Source organism: Streptomyces sp. NPDC058872, from assembly GCF_042743065.1.
GTDB lineage: Bacteria > Actinomycetota > Actinomycetes > Streptomycetales > Streptomycetaceae > Streptomyces.
Genome location: NZ_JBHYMK010000007.1, coordinates 148,222 through 164,325 on the forward strand (window position 1 = coordinate 148,222; position 16,104 = coordinate 164,325).

A 16,104-nucleotide genomic window follows, 5' to 3' on the forward strand; every position below is an offset into this window, starting at 1 on the left:
GACGATCACTCACCGGCGCAGAGGCTTGTTTGCCCAGCGGCGGCCCGGGTAATCATGCACGCGTTGCATCGGCCGCACGAAGGTGCCACGGGGACATGCCGGGGGACTCATGTCGCAGGTGGACCAGTTGATCTCACGGGCATTGACGCTTTGCCTGCACTACGAGCAGGACGGCGGTGTACGGGCCTTCCGCAAGGCCCGACGAGCGGTCTTCGGCGCCGAAGGCGCGGCCCGCTTCAGCGGCACTCCGGCTCAGCTCGACGAGATGGGCTTCCTGCTCGGACACCTCTGCCTGATGGGGCATCAGCGCGGACACGCCCATGGCGAAGCGCTCGATCAGGCCGAACTACGGCTGCGTCCGATCGTCATGAACACAGGGGCCGATGCCCACGTCCGGGCTTCGGCGGTCGACGTCCTCGCCGGGGTCCTGCTGGCCCGGTACGAGACGACGGGACGCTCGGAACACCTCCACGAGATACGGGGCCTGCTGAAGAGGGAGCTGGTCGTTCCGCTCGGCCGCACCCCGCCCCCGGACACCGTGCTGCGCCTGGTCAACCTCGGCACCATCACCTCCCGGCTGGCCCGCCACACCGGTGATCCCGCCCTGGCCGACGTCGCCATGGAGCAACTGCGCGACGCCCTGGCCCTGGTCGCCGAGGACGACCCCGTGCGGGGCGGCCTGACCTCCCAGATCGTCAACGCCCAGATCGTCGCCGCCCAACTGCACGGCTCGCTGGTCGGCGGTTCCGACACCGTGAACCAGGTCGTTGACGCAGCACGGCAAGCAGTACGGGAGTCCGAGCGGACGGCAGGCCGCACGAAGAACCCCGACGTCCTCACCCGTGCCGCTCCGTACCTGCACCTGTGCAACGCGCTCTCCTTGCGCTTCAGGGCGACCAACGTCCTCCAGGACCTGGAGGAGGCCGCGGAGGCCGCGGACCGTGCGCTGGCCGCCGTTCCCGAAGGCCACACGGCCCGTCCCCTCTACCTGCTGGCCCGGAGCAGCGTGGCGCTGGAGCTCTACAGGGCCGTTGACACCCAGGATCGAGAGGGCCGGTACGAGGAGGCCGGCGCACAGCTGGACCGGGCCATCGGCAATCTGTCGGAGGCGTTGACCGGTGCGGCGGCCGGGGACCGAGTGCTGTACCTGAGCAACCTCGCGCTCGCCTTCAGCCTGCGCTACCGGCACGACGAACTGCGCACGGAGGATCTGCGGGAGGCGGTCCGCCTTGCCGAGGAGGCGGTGGACGAAGCCGACGGACCGGCGCTGACGGCCGGCCCGCTGCAGAACCTGTGCCTGATGAGGGTGCTCGTCTACAAGCAGTCACGGAGCCCCTTCACCGTGGCGCTCCAGTCGTCGGAAGCGGCCCTCGCCGCCGCGGAGGCCACCTTCGACCGGGCCCTGGAGGTCTTTCCGGGGGACCATCCGGCCCTCGCTGACGTACATGGACTGCGAGGACGGCTGCACCGGGCCGTGTTCCGTGTGACGCGGGCGGAAGAGGACCTCGATCGCGCCCTGGACGCCTTCGGCACGGCGGCTCGGCACGAGCCGGGGCCGTTGCTCCTGCGTGCAGCGGCCGCCCGGGAGGGCGGCGATCTCGCGAGCAGCGCCGGGCACGGGTACGTCCGTGCGGACGTGTCCGCAGCACTCCTGGCCCTGGCGGTCGAGCTGCTGGAAGCCTTCATCGAGCCGACCTTGCTCGGCTGGGAGGATCGCCGGGGGCAGTTGGACCGGTTCGACGGCCTCGCCGCTCAGGCGTGCGCCGTCCACTTGGATGCCGGGCGTCCCGGGGATGCCCTGGCGGTGCTCGACCGCGGGCGGGGCATGCTCATCGCTCCCCTGTGGCGACTGGGATCACGGGCGGACGGACTGCCCGCCGCGGTGCTGGCGCGTTATCGCGAGGCGGTCTGGTCCGCCCATCTTGCCGACGAGGCCGCGTCGGCGGCTTCTCAGACGCTCGTGCCGCAACTCCTCGCGCCGGCCGCGCCGGAGGATCCGGTGCGGCACCGGAGCGAAGACGATCCGAGGGAGCTGCGTCGGGAAGCAGCCCGTCTCCTGGCCGAGCACGCCGCCGACCTCCCGCCGGCCCATGCCGACCCGGAGGCCCTGGCGGCCAAGCTCGGCACCACCGCGGTCGTGGCCGTGAACCTCTCCTCCTGGCGCAGTGACGCACTCGTGACGACCTCCTTCGGGACCGTGCCGCTGCGCCTGCCGGAACTGGACCCCGACGTCGCACACGACCACGCGCTGCGCCTCCAGCGCGCGACCACCGAGCGGTCCGCGGAGTCCCTGTCCGTCATGGACGGGACCGTGCGCTGGCTGTGGGACGTCCTCGCCGGGCCGGTGATGGACTTGTTGGCACCGCTGGCACCGGAACGGGTGTGCTGGGTCCCGTCGGGCCCCCTGTGCATGCTTCCGTTGCACGCAGCCGGTCACCACGGGGTGGGGACGACGTCGGGGCAGCTGCCCGAAACCGTCCTGGACCGGGTCGTCTCCTCCTACGCGGCCACCCTGCGCGTGCTCCAGCGCGACCTGGGCCGGGCGACCCGGCCCGAGGGCCCCGCCCTCCTCGTGGCACCCGGACGGGCGGGCGGTACGGGCCGGGTGTCCATCCCCGGCGCGCTCTTCCGGGAACCCGGGGCGCTGCGGTTGGAGGAGCACCGGGCCACCCCTCCGGAAGTGCTGCGCACGCTGCCGGGACGTGCGGTGGCCCACTTCGCCTGCCACGGTCGCAGCGTTCCCGCCGACCCCACCGAGAGTGCGCTCCGACTGGCGGACGGCACGAGCCTGATGTTCACGGACATCGCACGCACCGACCTCGTCTCGGCCCGGCTGGCCTTTCTGGCCGCATGTGAGACGGCATGGGGCGGGGCGACCCTCCCGGACGAGGTCCTCCACATGGCCGCCGCCTTCCAACTGGCCGGATTCCCGCATGTGATCGGCACCCTGTGGAAGGTCTACGCGAGCGAAACCGCCACCGTGGCCCGGTCGGTCTACGCCGCCCTCGCCGACGGCGCGCCCCCGGCACTCGCCCTCCACCGGGCGGTCCTGGGCCTGCGTGACGCGCAGGCCAGCTCCGCAGTCGACCTGGGCCCCCTGGCGTGGGCCCCCTTCGTCCACCTCGGCGTCTGACCGGCTGAAAGGCCTTCCCCATGAACAAGGCAACGACTTCCCGTCGCCGCGCGCGCCGCGCCGGAGGAGTGCTTTCCCGTCCCTCGCGGTTCCTGGTCCCGTGGGTCTTCGGCCTCGCCCTGTCCCTGACGGCGTGCGTCGGTGCGGTGCGCGTGGCGGCGCCCCTCGTCATCGTGAACGTCACCCGGATCATGAGTTCGCAGGCCGGAGGCACCGCGATCCGCCAGGCCGGGAGCATTCGGGTGGCACGCCTCGCGGGCGATCTCACCGCAACGGCGCTGGACGCCTACCTCACCCGGAAGGGCGGGCAGGAAGCGGACTGGACGCTGGTCGTCACCCGGGGCACCGGTGCCGCCACCACGTCGGAGGTGTTCGCCATCGCCTTCGAGCGGAAGGTGTACGTACGGACCCACGGCCAGACCCTGCAGAGTTTCGAGCCGAGCAAACGGACCGTCACGATCACTGCGGAGACCGGTGACACGAGCATTGCCATCCTCGACACGGACCAGGAGCCCGTTCGCGCCGAAGGGAGCTTCCAGTTGCTGCGCTTCTCCGGAACCACGGACTTCGACTTCGACTCGGGCAAGAGGTCGGGCGGCGGCAAGGACTCGGACATCCACTTGGCGTGGAAGGCCAGCCCCCTCATCGCGCGCAACGGGGCGCAGTGGGCGAAGGTCTCCGACGATCCCACCCTCGGCGACTGCACGACGGTGAAGCCCGGCGACTGGAAGGGCGACGTGGACAGCGTGTGGCCCTACGGGGACTACTGCTTCCTTTCGAGCGAGGGAAGGTTCGGGAAAATGCACTACGAGCTCAAGGGCTTCTCCTACAAGCTCTGGGAGACCGCGAAGACGTCCTCCTGACGCCCTCCCGCCCTTGGTCCCCGGTGCGTCCGGCGGCCTGCCGGCTCCTGGTCCCCGGTGCGTCCGGGCGGCCTGCCGGCTCCTGGTCCCCGGTGCGTCCGGGCGGCCTGCGGCCGTTCCGGTTCCCGGCGGGCGGTCGGTCGTGACGATCAGGCGGGTGCCGCCGTCGATGGCGGCCGCTGCTCAGTGGAGCACCGGTGCTCCCTCGGCCGCTCGGCGATGACGTGGCCGCGCGTGGGATCGGGAAGCCGTCCGATCCGGTCGTGACGTGAACGGCGACACTCCGGTCATCAGCGACGACGGGCAGGTACCGCGACCGTCCGGTCGGATATGAAGCCACGCTCTGGGTAGGTAACCATAAGGAAAACACTTTTGATGTCTTTTGTGGGCTTTGGTGAAGGGGTGACCGGGCATGCAGGCCGAAGCGGGCCCTCGCAGGAGGGTCGTCGTGGGCGTCGACGGCTCGCCCGCGTCCCATGCGGCACTGCGGTGGGCCGTGAACTACGCGCACATGGCCGGGGCGCGCGTCGAAGCGGTGGCGGCCTACGACGTGCCGGGGGCGACCGGATGGTCCGCCCCGGCGGTGGATGCCGATCTTGACGCCGAGCAGGCGCGGACCCTGCTGAGCAGCGAGATCCGTACGGGGCTCGGCACCGCCCCGGACGTACCGGTGGAGGAACACCTGGTGCGGGGCAATGCCGCTCAGGCACTGATCACCGCATCGGAGGGTGCCGAACTGCTGGCCGTGGGAAACCGGGGACGGGGTGGCTTCGCCCGACTGCTCCTGGGATCGGTGAGCCAGCAGTGCGCGCTGCACGCTTCGTGCCCCGTCGTGATTCTCCGCGCGCCGGAAGAGGCTTCCGAAGCGGCGGATGCGTAGCGCCGGGCGCGGACCGGCCCGTCGGTGGCTTCCCTGTTGCCACGGGGGGGCATCCGTCGGCGGACCTGGAAGGGGTGTCCCATGGAGTGGTGGGCATGGCTGGTGATAGCCGTGGTCATACTGATCGTGATCGGGGTGTCGGCGCTCGTGACCCAGGCCAGACGCCGGCGCGGTGGAGTGATCGTCGATGAACGGCATCGGCCCCCGGGGCGGCGATGAGCGATGAACGCTTTTCCCATGCGGGCGGGAGACGTCGTGGGCCGTCCCGTGCTGACGCTGCACGGCGATGCGATCGCGCAGGTCAAGGATGTGATCGTCGATCCGGGAACCGGCAGTGTCCGGGCCTTCACGCTGAGCGGGCGGGGAGTGCTGTCCGGCCCCCTGGAGGAGGGGGTTCCGTGGAGCGCGGTCCACGCCCCCGGCCGTGATGCCGTCATGGTCGCCGGTCGTGACGCACTGCGCGAAGGTGCCGCGACGGCGTCTGGATCCGAGGACGGGAGCCTGCTGGCACTGCTGACGGCCGGGGACGCGTGCCACGGGACACGACTGGTCGGGGTGGGGGACTTCGCGGCCGTGATCACCAGTGACGCGGTGGACGACGCGGGCACGGCGGACTGACGACGAGCCCGTCACCACCGGGCACGGGCGGGAACACCCGGCCCGGTGGAGGGTGCTCCCGGCCCGTGTTCTGGGGCTGGTGGCGGTGTCGGTCCTTTCCGTGTGGCTCGCGGTGCGCCTCACCCCGCCACAGCGGGTCTCCGTCGGTGGACAGACCGTCCACCTCTCGGTCACGGGGCCGTGGGGCCACTGGACCGGGCCCGGGACGCTCGTCCTCTTCGGTCAGGACGTTCCCACCACCGTGGCCTTCCACGGTCCGCTCCGGCCCCGCCTCTCGCTGGCCGGGATCACGTTCGGGCCGGAGCTGGACCAGTTCGTGCGGGAACCGGGCGGCTCCACTGCCGAGGTGGGAAGACGGCTGGCGGAAGGATGGTTCCGGTACGCCTTGTGGCAGACGGTGATCGCTGCGGGCGTCGCACTCGCGATCCTGGTCGCCGTGGCCGTGCTCAGACGCCTGCCGGTCCGGTCGGCCGTTGCGCTGGCCTGCGCGGGGGTGGCCCTGGCGAGCGGCCTCAGCGCCGTCGGCTCCCTGGTGCTCGCCCAGGACACGCCGAAGGTGTTGCGCTCGATCGACTCGCTGGAGGGTCTGGTGGGCCGCGCTCCCCAGGTGCCCCTGCCGCCGCCCGAGGGGCCTGCCGCCGGGGACGTCCACCTGGTCGTGCTGGGCGATTCGACGGCCGCCGGGGCGGGGAACGCCCCCCTGGGGGATCCCACGGCCGAGGACCGTGCGTGCCGACGGAGCGCGGACGCGTTCTCCGAGTACCTGGAGCGCCTGCGGGAACGCCCGGTCCTCAACCTCGCATGCTCGGGTGCCACGATCCGTGACGGTCTCCTGGAAGCCCGTACCGTCGGCGGAACGACGGTCCCGCCACAGTTGTCGGAGTTGCGTCGGGCCCCGGGGGCGTCGGCGGTGACCGTCAGCATCGGTGCCAATGACGTCCGATGGGCGGCGCTCACCCGGCTGTGCACGACCCAGCCGCAGTGCGGGGACCGTGCCACGGACGCGTTCTTCGACGCCCAGCTCACCCGCTTCTCCCTGGACTACCGCGAGTTGCTGCGTCGACTCGCCGCACTTCTCGGATCCCCCCGCGTCGTCGTCACCGAGTACTACGACCCCTTCGGCGAACGGGCGGACTGCCTCGGTGAGGAGGGCATCACCCCGGACAAGGCGCGCGTGCTCCGCACGTACCTGGCGAGGCTGAACGCCGTCCTGCGGGAAGGTGCCGAAGCCGCCGGATTCTCCACCGCCCGCCCTGACTTCACCGGGCACGGCCTGTGCACCGGCCAGCCCTATGTGCAGGGCTCCGCCGAGCGGGCCCCGCTCCACCCCACGGCCACCGGGCAGCTGGCGATCGCCCTCGCCGTCCAGCGGGCCCTCCTCCAACCGTCACCCGCCCCGGCCGGAACGCACACCGCACCCTGAGCGGGTAGCCCTCGCCGTTTCGGGTAGGTGCCGGACGTACGCGGAAGTCGGGTGGAGACGCCCGAGCACAACCGTGTGGAGGCATCGATGGAGTGCTTCGAATGCCGGACGGGGGACGGCAGGGCCGTGCCCGCCGTGGCCGTGTGCTGTGACTGTGGAGCGGGACTGTGCACGGACCACGTGAGGTTCGCATCGCGGGAGGTGCACCACGAATCGGGAGTCGGCAGGAGCACCGGACGCGTGCCGGCCCGAACCGCACTGTGCCCGGTGTGCGACCGGGCGGAACACAGCGCGTGAGGCCAAAGGCGCCGTGTGACGGCCTCGGGAACGGCCTCGGGGGACGAGCGGCGCCGACGGTCCCCTCAGCGGGGCGGCGAACGCGTTCCCGCCGGGAGGGAGAGTCGCGCCCCGGCCCGTCACGGGCCGGGGCGGTCTGTCGCCGATCGGCCGGCCGCTCCCCCGCGACCGGTCTCGAACTGCTCGCGCGGTGTGCGCACACCGGCCCGGAAGGCCTTCAGGCCGGCCTCGAAGTCGACCGCCGACCCCACGAAGAGGACCGTTTCGTCGGGCGCGACATAGAGCTTCCCGCCACCGCGGGCGAGGTGCACGAGGCAAACGCCGAGGTCGTCGGGGAGGTCGACGACGCTCAGCACCGGGTCGTCCGCACACCTGGCGAACAAGGCGCGGCCGAAGTCGACCGATCGGTCCTCCGTCGAAGCGGAGGCGACCGGACGGGAACTCCGGAACGTCGTCACGGGTACCTCCCTCGGACCGGTGCAGCCGCAGCGGCGCCCCCGTGCCCGGCTCGGCACACGGGTCTGGAACCGTGTGGGGCCCGGGCGTCCCGGCGCCTTCGGCAGCCTACCGGGGCCGCTCCCGGGTCCGCTCCCGGGGAGGCGGCGGTCCGGGCGCTCCACGGCGGTGTGCTCAGGAACCGGGTGTGGCCCGGGCCCCGCGCACGGAACCCGGGCCGCGCGGAGGAATGCCTCAGGGGAGGCGGTGGTCGGCGTTCAACACCGCGCCGCGCTCGGGGTGGTTCTGGTCGTAGCCGCGGGTGTCGCACTGGAGTCCACCGACGATGCAGTGGTCGACCAGGGCCTTGAGGGTGGGGTCCTCCCAGGCGTTGAAGACGTCGTAGTGGAAGGAGTGACCACGACCGCTGGCGAGCCTGACCCCGGACATGTCCCCGGAGACCGGGAAGGCCATTTTGAACTCGACCATCGGTACGGCGACGGGGTGCGACGACGGACAGACGTCGTCGTTGGTCCCGGGCTTGACCACGGGATACGCCATGTGGCTCCGGTGGTTGGGGGCGTCCAGGTGGAGGCCGTCCCAGCAGCTCGGGGCCTGCATCCGGATGTTCAACTGGGTGCCGTCAGGGCAATGGCCGGGGAAGTCCACGTTCTGGTAGCTGTCCCCGCACTCCCACCCCTCGACCCAGCCGTCGTGGGCGCGGAACTCGTCCGCCGATTGCATCGGGCTGCCGACGACGTACCGCAGGCCCCGCGGGAAAGGTCGGACGCTCGTGTAGTCGGTGACCCCGGACTTGTAGTAGATGACCTGTGGTCCGGTCGGGAGTACCTTCTGATCGCCGTCGTAGAGCGACGGCATCCAGTACGCGGAGGCGTCGGCGGGGGCGTTGCAGGTGGTGGGCCGGCCGACGAGGGCGGCGGTGTCCGAGTGGGCGTCGGTGGTGGTGTTGCCCAGGAAGGTGTGGTCGTGGGAGACGCCCGGCTGGCCGGGGAAGACGATCGGGTCGTCGGGAGCGGTGTGGGAGACCGCGCAGTTGGCCTGGAACTCGTGGAAGTAGGCGGGTGGTGGGACGGCGTCGGAGGGGGTGACGCCGGTGACGGGCGGTACGGCGGGGATGTAGCCGTCGCCGTCGGGGTCGTCTGCGGAGGGAAGGGCGGCGGCCGTCGTGTGGCCGGTGGTCGCGGCGGCGTCCGGGGTGGCGGCGGTGACGGTCTCGACCGTCAGGGCCGAGACGCCCAGGGCGGTGGCGAGCAGTAAGGCGGACAGGGTCCTGATCCGTGTTCTCATCGGACTCTCCTCGATGGGTGGAGCGGTCTCTGCCTGCGGGGACCCGTCAGGCGTAGATGCCGAAGTCATGGAGCGAGTAGCCCCAGCCGGTGCCCCGGGCGGTGAGCAGGAGGCGGACGTACCGGCCGGTGGCCGCGGTCTCCAGGGCGTCCACGTCGCCGTCGCCGTCCGTCACGCTGTGCACGGTGCGCCAGGACCGGTCGTCGTCGGAGACCTGGACCTCGTAGGCCCGGGCGAAGGCCGGGTCCCAGACGAGCTGGAGCCGACGGAAGGAGCGGACGGCCCCGAGGTCGACGCGGATCCACTGCGGATCGCTCCAGTCGCTGGCCCAGCGGGTGCCGGGGTCGCCGTCGGTGGCGTTGGCCGGCGGGCAGGGGCAATCGCCGTACGAGGTCTGGTAGGAGGAGGCGGTGGTGGGTCGGTTCCGGGCGATGTCGGTACCGGACACCGGCGGGGGGACGACCTTGACGGAGCGCGTCTCGATCCCGACGTTGCCGCGGCCGTCCTCGGCCTGGACGTACACCTTCCACACGCCGAGCCGGTCGGGTGCGGTGACGGCCCAGGTACCGTCGCCGAGCGGACGGTGGGGCGCCTCCACCAGTCGCTTGTCGCCGTTGGCGTAGTTCCCGCTGAGGAAGACCTTGGTGGTGACGGGGTCTCCGTCGGGGTCCCGCACGTCGGCGTGGACGGTGAACTCGCCCCCGGCGGGCGCGGATCCGGCCGGGGTGACGGTCATGCCGGAGACGACCGGCGGGGTGTTGTCCCCGGTGGTGCCACCGGTGTACGCCTTCTTGACGGCGTAGTAGGAGAGGCGCTTGAGCCCGTCGGGCAGCAGGTTGAACCAGATGCCGCCGAAGTCGTGCTCGACGCCGTAGTGGAAGACGGTGGCGCCGAGTGCGACGCCGTGGTGCCCGGTGACGCACTCCCAGGCCCGGGTGTACCCCTCGGCCTTCTGGACGTCGGTGGGCTCCTCGGGGACTCCGTTGGCGTCCTCGGCGGTCTCCCACTCTCCGGCCGGCCCGGTCTCCGTGATGACGTACGGCTTGGTGTAGCCGCCCTCCTCCCACGCCCGGCGCACCCCGCAGACGTCTGCGTAGGAGTTCATCGCGTACAGGTCGAGATCGGGGGCGTTGCGCCGGTAGTAGGGCCAGGCCCCGGTCCACGCGTCGGTCGAGGTGACCGGGTGGTCGGGGTCGATGCTGTGGATCTTCTTGGCGACGTCGTTGACGAAGGTGGTGTAGGCGTCGCGCTGGGCCTCCAGGGCGGCACCGGCGTAGCAGTTCTGCAGTCCGAGGACGGATTCGTTGCCGACGTTCCACAGCAGGGTCGCCGGGTGCGACTTGTAGGCGTCGACCCAGGTGGCGAACTCGGTCAGCATGGCGGACTTGTAGGCATCGTCGCCGACGTAGTCGACGCAGCCGCCGGAACCGGGCCCGCCGCCGGGCTGGAGCCAGAATCCGTTGATGACGCGGAGGCCCTGGGCGGCAGCGGCGTCGAGGAGGGGCTTGGTGCCCGCGTCGGTGCCCCAGGTGCGGATGGTGTTGACCCCCATCGCCTTGGCGTCGGGAAGGTGGCGGGCGGAGTCGGCGATCGAGGGGCCCCAGGTGACGCCCTTGACGGTGTACGGCTTTCCGTCGACGGTGAGTTGCCAGTCGCCCTGGCTGCCGGTGACCCGGACGGCGCCGCCGGGCGCGGGCCCGGCCTCGCCGTAGACCTGGAACTCCCACAGGGAGTAGCCGTATCCGGTGCCGCGGGTCAGGCCCTTGAGGCGCACGTAGCGCCCGGTGCCGGAGACGGCGAGGTCGTCGGTGCCGCCGTCCCCATCGGTCACCGACCGGACGGTGCGCCAGTCGGTGCCGTCGTCGGAGAGCTGGAGGTCGTACGCCTTGCCGTATGCGTTCTCCCAGGTCAGCACGATGCGGCTCACGGAAGCGCGCTGGCCGAGGTCGATCCGGATCCACTGGTCGTCGCTCCACTGGCTGGCCCAGCGGGTGCCGGTGAGGTCGCCGTCGACGGCGGCGGACGCGCTGTAGGCGGCGCCCTCGGAGGAGGAGGCGGTCGTGGTCCTGCCCTGGGAGAGCAGGGTTTCGACGGCGCTGGCGGGGGCGGCGGTCAGTGCGGTGACGGAGCCGGCCAGGAGTGCTCCGAGTACGGCGAAGGTGGTGAGGGGGCGGCTGCGCGGCGGGGACGTCGGGGGTGTCGTGGCGGTGCGCGTGGTCATGGCGACTCCAGGACGGGAGGGGAGGCGGAGCGGCGTTCCGGGTGGCGCGGCGGGGACGTGCCACCCGGAAGGAAGGGGCCGGGCGCGCCGGTCGGAGGCGCGCCCGGGGACCGTCAGGGGTAGGAGACGACGGTGGACGGGACCGTTTCGGTGCCCTGGGTGGGGGCGCCGACGTCATTGATGACGTGCTCGAACTGGCCGTTGCCGCCGAGCGAGACGGTGAGCAGGCTGTGGAACTTCACGCCGGGCCGTACCGGGGCGCGGAAGCCGTGGTCCTGCCGGATGGTGGGGTCGACGTTGTAGTAGCAGTAGCTGCCGAGGCCCCAACCTTCGTGGGTGGTCACCGCGTCGTCGACGCGGTAGGCGGCGTAGCCCTTGACGGAGCCGTTCTGGACGGCGGCCTGGTTCGGGGCGTCGTAGGCCTTCTCGTTCTGGAAGAAGATCGTCCTGCCTCGTTCGCCGTACCACTCGACGTCGTACTTGTTGAAGTGCTCGACGAACAGGCCGGTGGCGAGGACGTCGTCGCCGTTGACGCGGACGCCGTAGTCGGCTCGGTTGGTCTCCCAACCGACGCCCTCGCCGTGGTCGGCGCGCCAGATCCAGGTGTGGTCGATGATGGTGTCGTCGCTGTTGACGACCAGGCTGGTGGTGGCCTTGCCGGGGCCGGCGCCGCCGATGCGGATGTAGACGTCCTGGACGGTGGTCGGGTTCGCCGCGTGGTCCGCGGAGGAACCCTGGGGGCCGATCTCCAGGAGGGTGGGCGAGTTGACCGGTCCGGCGTCGATGAGGAAACCGGCCAGGCGGACGCCGTCGACGTCGGCGACCCGCAGGGCGGTGACTCCGTTGTCCGGGATGATCGTGGCCAGTCCGAGTCCGAGCACCACGGTGCCGGGCCGGTTCACCGTGAGGGTGCGGTCGACGTGGTAGACGCCCGGGGTGAACAGCAGGTGCAGCCCCTGGTCCAGCGCCTGGTTGATGGTGGCGGCAGTGGTTCCGGGCTTGACGACGTAGAAGTCGCTGAGGGGGATGGACTCGCCCTGCGGGGTGCCGCTCCAACTGACGCCCCGGGCGTTGGTGCGCTTGGCCGGGGCGAAGACCTTCAGTTCACCGCCCTCGAAGTAGAGGAAGGGCTTCTCCCGGGAGATCGGGGTGGTGTCGAGCGTGGTGTAGCGCGGTTCGGGGAAGGCGTTCGCCGGGGCGCCCTCGACGCCGGAGAAGACCTGGTTCCAGACGGAGTTCGACCAGCCGCCGATGGCGCTGTCGCGGGTGTACCACTGCTGCTGGCTGTAGTTGCCCACCTGGCCGTCGATCTTGGAGTCGGCGATGTAGCCGCCGCTGGCCCAGCCGTAGCCGCTCGGGGCGAGGTTCAGACCGCCCTTGACGTGCATCCGGCGGAAGGAGGACGCCTGGGAGACCGCCCAGCGGTCGGTTCCGTTGACCGGGTCGAGGGCGAGGTTCTCGGCGGAGCGCCAGAAGTTCTGGGTGGCGTTGCCGTTGAACCAGCCGGCGTCGACGGTCACGTCGCCGTTGATGGTGGTGTCGTCGGGGCGTAGGCCCAGGCCGGCGATCTGGGTGTAGAAGCCGATCTGTGCGTTGAGGCCTTCGTACGTGCCCGGCTTGAACAGGAAGGCGTGCCGGCCGTCGCCGAACTGGGCCGACTCCTGCTGCTGGAAGACGCTGTCGAGCGTGTTCTGGATGCCGGGGGTGGAGGGGTCGAAGATGTGTACGTTGGGCCCCAGGTCACCGCCGCCGGGCAGGGTGGGGCCACCGCCGCCAGTGGTGCCGTAGACCTGGAACTCCCAGAGGGAGAAGCCGTATCCGGTGCCGCGGGTGAGGCCGTTCATCCGCACGTAGCGGCCGGATCCGGACAGGGAGAGGTCATCGGTGCCGCCGTCGCCGTCGGTGACTGCCGCCAGCGTGTGCCAGTCGGTGCCGTTGTCGGACGCCTGGATCTGATAGCTGCGGCCGTAGGCGGTTTCCCAGCTGAGGACGGCCCGGTTGAGGTCGGCGGTGCGACCGAGGTCGATCTGAATCCACTGGGAATCCTGCCAGGCGCTGGCCCAGCGGGTGCCGGTGAGGTCGCCGTCGACGGCGGCGGACGCGCTGTAGGCGGCGCCCTCGGTGGAGGAGGCGGTGGCGGTCTTGCCCTGGGAGAGCAGGGTGGGGGCGGCCTGGGCCGTTGTGGCGGGGGCGACGGCGAGCAGGGCGCCCGCCAGCGCTGAGACGAGGGCTCCGGCGGCGGCGCGGCGGAGTAGTGGAGCGGGGCGCCGGAAGAACGGCGTGGACCCGACGGAGGGCATGGGGGGCTCCTCGGTTTACGGGAGGGAAACGTGGGAGAGCGCTCTCCCGAAACCTTGCCCGCGGCGGGAGTTGACGGTCAAGCCTTGCGGCAGACCTTTTCTTATAGCGTGCACTAAGCATCGAAACGCGCCGCGGGGCAATCGCACCCCCCTCGCGCCCGCTCCTTCCGCAGAGCCTGCGGGCGGAGCGGAGCGGCCGGGACGGCGCGCCGCACCCACAGCAACGAGGCGCCCGAGGGGGCTCGTTCGAGGTGCGCCCCGCGCATGACCGCCGAGACGCCCCGGGTCCGGCGGACCACCGCACGGCTCACCGGCCCGGCCGGTGCGGGCGGAGGCCGTGCGTCCGGATGAGCTTCCGGGACCGGAACTGCGGGCATCGAGCGCCATGAGGTGCGCTCCGGGACAGGGACGCACCACCTCAACGCCGGTCTCGGCGAGCGGTGCCGGGGACCCGTCGTCCGAGGTTCAGGGACGGGTTCTGAAGCCCCCACCACGCCCCGAAGCCGCTGCCTCGGGAGCGCTCCTGGGCAAGGCGCTCACCCGGCCGCCTTGGGGATGACCAGTCCGGTTTCGTAGGCGGTGACCACGGCCTGGACGCGGTCACGGAGTCGGAGCTTGGCGAGGATGCGGCCGACGTGGGTCTTCACGGTCGTCTCGGACAGGAAGAGACGCTCGGCCAGTTCGGCGTTGCTCAGCCCCTGGGCCAGCAGGCGCAGGACTTCCAGTTCGCGGGGGGTGAGGGTTTCCAGGTCGCGGTGCGGGGCCCTGTCGGGGGCGGGCGCGGCGGCGCTGCGGGCGTGGCGCTCCACGAGGCGACGGGTGATGGCCGGCGCGAGCAGGGCGTCGCCGGTGCGGACCAAGCGGACGGCGGTGACCAAGTGCTCGGGGGTGACGTCCTTGAGCAGGAAGCCGCTGGCTCCGGCGGCGAGGGCCGCATAGACCAGGTCGTCGAGGTCGAAGGTGGTCAGCATGATCACGCGCGGCTCGTCGGGGGCACCGGTGAGGATGCGGCGGGTGGCCTCCAGACCGTCCAGCTCGGGCATGCGGACGTCCATCAGCACGACGTCGGGCCGGGTGCGGGCCACCGCCTCGACCGCCTCCTCGCCGTCTGCGGCCTCGGCGACCACGTCGATGCCGTCGGCCATGAGGATCAACCGGAAGCCGGTGCGTACGAGTGCCTGGTCATCGGCGACCACGACGCGCAGGGGCGCACTCACACGGTCTCCACGGGGGGCAGGGGGATGTGGGCCCTGACGCGGTAACCGCCGGTCAGGCGGCGCCCGGTGTCCAGGGTGCCGTCGTAGACGGACAGGCGCTCGCGCAGGCCGAGCAGGCCTCGGCCGTTGCCGGTGGCCGCGGTGGCGGAGGGGGCGCCGCCGGTGTCGGTGATCTCGACCTTCAGGTGGTCGTCGGCATAGTCGACGCTCACGTTCGCCAGCGCTCCGGCAGCGTGCTTGACGGTGTTCGTCAGGGCCTCCTGGACGACGCGGTAGGCGGCGAGCCCGACGCCGGAAGGTACGTCGCGCGGGGTGCCGGACCTGGTGAGGGTGACGGGCACTCCGGTGTGGCGCATGCGGTCGACGAGGGAGTCCAACTGGTCGAGGCCCGGCTGCGGTGAGAGGTCGGGGGCGGTCGGCCGGTCGGGGGCCTGGGGGTCGTTCATGGTGAGGAGGCCCATCGTGTGGCGCAGTTCGGTCAGCGCCGAGCGGCCGGCCGCCTCGACGGCGAGGAGGGCCTCGCGGGCATCGTCGGGAGCGAGGTCCATGACCTTGCGCGCGGCGCCCGCCTGGATGGTCATCATGCTCACGTTGTGCGTGACGACGTCGTGCAGCTCGCGGGCGATGCGGGCCCGCTCCTGCTCCGTCGCGCGGCGCAGGTCCTCGGCGCGTTCGCGTTCCAGGGCCGACACCCGGTCCTGGCTTGCTGCGGTACGCAGCTTCCACGTGCGCATGCCGTTCGCCGCGAAGATCAGCGGGATGAGGATGAGCAGCGGGACGTACTGGGTGGGGACGATGGGCGGCGAGGTCATCGCCCCCATGATGCGGGTCTGCTCGTCCGTGCCGATGGTGAACACGGTCACCGGCAGGCTGAGCAGGGTGGCGGCTCGGTAGGGGCTGTAGACGGCGGCCGTGTAAACGGCGATGACGATCGCGTAGAAGGTGATCCGCTGCGCGCTGGCCGGCGTCATCACTGCCGCCGCCGTCACGGTCCACAGCACTGCCAGGGGGTATCGGCGGCGGAGGGCCAAGGGCGCCCAGGCGAGAACCGTCAGCACCACCACGGCGATCTCGGTGCCCGCCTCCGAGCCGAGCACGAGCGTGGCGATGCCGTCGGGCGAGTTGCGCAGCCGTTCCGCGCCGTTGCGCACGGCCCAGTGGAGTACGACGCCGCCGATGACCAGGACGAGCAGCACGTCGAAGACCAGGTTGCGCCGGGCAGGGCAGGTCGGCGGACCCGTCGGTCGTCGCAGCAGGGCGATGCCGTCTCTCGGCCTGGCTGCCACGGGCGCTGTCCTCATCGGGCCATTGTCGCCGAGCGGCCCTGCGCCTCGCATCGTTCTCGCAGATCGCCCTCGTACGCCGCACGACTACTTCCCGAGGAGGACCCCGCCGGGATCTCGTCCTCG

The 16,104-nt window shown here is 71.6% G+C and carries 12 protein-coding genes; 6 read left to right on the forward strand and 6 right to left on the reverse strand.

Annotated elements, in window-relative coordinates; genetic code table 11:
* Positions 1-109: 109 nt before the first annotated feature.
* From ACFW22_RS06645 to ACFW22_RS06670, 6 genes are all read left to right on the forward strand, one after another.
* Positions 110-3,133 (forward strand): CHAT domain-containing protein, encoded by a 3,024-nt coding sequence (locus tag ACFW22_RS06645; protein ID WP_386399874.1) that lies wholly within the window; start codon positions 110-112, stop codon positions 3,131-3,133.
* A gap of 20 nt (positions 3,134-3,153) precedes the next feature.
* Positions 3,154-3,996, forward strand: a complete 843-nt coding sequence (locus ACFW22_RS06650; RefSeq protein WP_386399876.1) for a hypothetical protein — start codon at positions 3,154-3,156, stop codon at positions 3,994-3,996.
* A 412-nt stretch (positions 3,997-4,408) separates the two neighbouring features.
* Complete coding sequence (locus tag ACFW22_RS06655; protein ID WP_386399878.1) at positions 4,409-4,876, forward strand: universal stress protein; 468 nt, start codon at positions 4,409-4,411, stop codon at positions 4,874-4,876.
* Positions 4,877-5,098: 222 nt separating this feature from the next.
* Positions 5,099-5,494, forward strand: coding sequence for a PRC-barrel domain-containing protein (locus tag ACFW22_RS06660; protein WP_386399881.1), 396 nt, complete (start codon positions 5,099-5,101; stop codon positions 5,492-5,494).
* Between the two features lie 79 nt (positions 5,495-5,573).
* On the forward strand, positions 5,574-6,917 hold the full coding sequence (locus tag ACFW22_RS06665) for an SGNH/GDSL hydrolase family protein (protein ID WP_386399884.1): 1,344 nt from the start codon (positions 5,574-5,576) through the stop codon (positions 6,915-6,917).
* An 87-nt stretch (positions 6,918-7,004) separates the two neighbouring features.
* Positions 7,005-7,214, forward strand: a complete 210-nt coding sequence (locus tag ACFW22_RS06670) for a DUF2180 family protein (RefSeq protein WP_386399887.1) — start codon at positions 7,005-7,007, stop codon at positions 7,212-7,214.
* Positions 7,215-7,333: 119 nt separating this feature from the next.
* Here the strand turns inward: ACFW22_RS06670 and ACFW22_RS06675 are convergent, their stop codons facing one another.
* The 6 genes from ACFW22_RS06675 to ACFW22_RS06700 all read right to left on the reverse strand — a co-directional run bounded on the left by ACFW22_RS06675 (position 7,334) and on the right by ACFW22_RS06700 (position 15,996).
* Positions 7,334-7,672 (reverse strand): hypothetical protein, encoded by a 339-nt coding sequence (locus tag ACFW22_RS06675; protein ID WP_386399890.1) that lies wholly within the window; start codon positions 7,670-7,672, stop codon positions 7,334-7,336.
* 232 nt (positions 7,673-7,904) lie between these two features.
* The gene (locus ACFW22_RS06680; RefSeq protein WP_386399893.1) at positions 7,905-8,957 is read right to left on the reverse strand and encodes a DUF1996 domain-containing protein; all 1,053 of its coding nucleotides are present in this window, start codon (positions 8,955-8,957) and stop codon (positions 7,905-7,907) included.
* 46 nt (positions 8,958-9,003) lie between these two features.
* Positions 9,004-11,178, reverse strand: a complete 2,175-nt coding sequence (locus tag ACFW22_RS06685; protein ID WP_386399896.1) for a discoidin domain-containing protein — start codon at positions 11,176-11,178, stop codon at positions 9,004-9,006.
* Between the two features lie 113 nt (positions 11,179-11,291).
* Positions 11,292-13,478, reverse strand: coding sequence for a discoidin domain-containing protein (locus ACFW22_RS06690; protein ID WP_386399899.1), 2,187 nt, complete (start codon positions 13,476-13,478; stop codon positions 11,292-11,294).
* Positions 13,479-14,014: 536 nt separating this feature from the next.
* Entirely contained in the window at positions 14,015-14,695 is a 681-nt protein-coding gene (locus ACFW22_RS06695; RefSeq protein ID WP_386399902.1) for a response regulator, read from the reverse strand.
* Positions 14,692-15,996: a sensor histidine kinase gene (locus ACFW22_RS06700; RefSeq protein ID WP_386399905.1), complete on the reverse strand. Its 1,305-nt coding sequence runs from the start codon at positions 15,994-15,996 to the stop codon at positions 14,692-14,694. Before ACFW22_RS06700 ends, ACFW22_RS06695 begins: the two co-directional genes overlap by 4 nt.
* Positions 15,997-16,104 lie beyond the last annotated feature (108 nt).

What these genes read in the sequence shown, in the direction of transcription:
- ACFW22_RS06645 (WP_386399874.1), top strand. Translation starts at nt 110, where the DNA reads ATGTCGCAGGTGGACCAGTTGATCTCACGGGCATTGACGCTTTGCCTG.
- ACFW22_RS06650 (WP_386399876.1), top strand. Translation starts at nt 3,154, where the DNA reads ATGAACAAGGCAACGACTTCCCGTCGCCGCGCGCGCCGCGCCGGAGGA.
- ACFW22_RS06655 (WP_386399878.1), top strand. Translation starts at nt 4,409, where the DNA reads ATGCAGGCCGAAGCGGGCCCTCGCAGGAGGGTCGTCGTGGGCGTCGAC.
- ACFW22_RS06660 (WP_386399881.1), top strand. Translation starts at nt 5,099, where the DNA reads ATGAACGCTTTTCCCATGCGGGCGGGAGACGTCGTGGGCCGTCCCGTG.
- ACFW22_RS06670 (WP_386399887.1), top strand. Translation starts at nt 7,005, where the DNA reads ATGGAGTGCTTCGAATGCCGGACGGGGGACGGCAGGGCCGTGCCCGCC.
- ACFW22_RS06680 (WP_386399893.1), bottom strand. Translation starts at nt 8,957, where the DNA reads ATGAGAACACGGATCAGGACCCTGTCCGCCTTACTGCTCGCCACCGCC.
- ACFW22_RS06685 (WP_386399896.1), bottom strand. Translation starts at nt 11,178, where the DNA reads ATGACCACGCGCACCGCCACGACACCCCCGACGTCCCCGCCGCGCAGC.
- ACFW22_RS06690 (WP_386399899.1), bottom strand. Translation starts at nt 13,478, where the DNA reads ATGCCCTCCGTCGGGTCCACGCCGTTCTTCCGGCGCCCCGCTCCACTA.
- ACFW22_RS06700 (WP_386399905.1), bottom strand. Translation starts at nt 15,996, where the DNA reads ATGAGGACAGCGCCCGTGGCAGCCAGGCCGAGAGACGGCATCGCCCTG.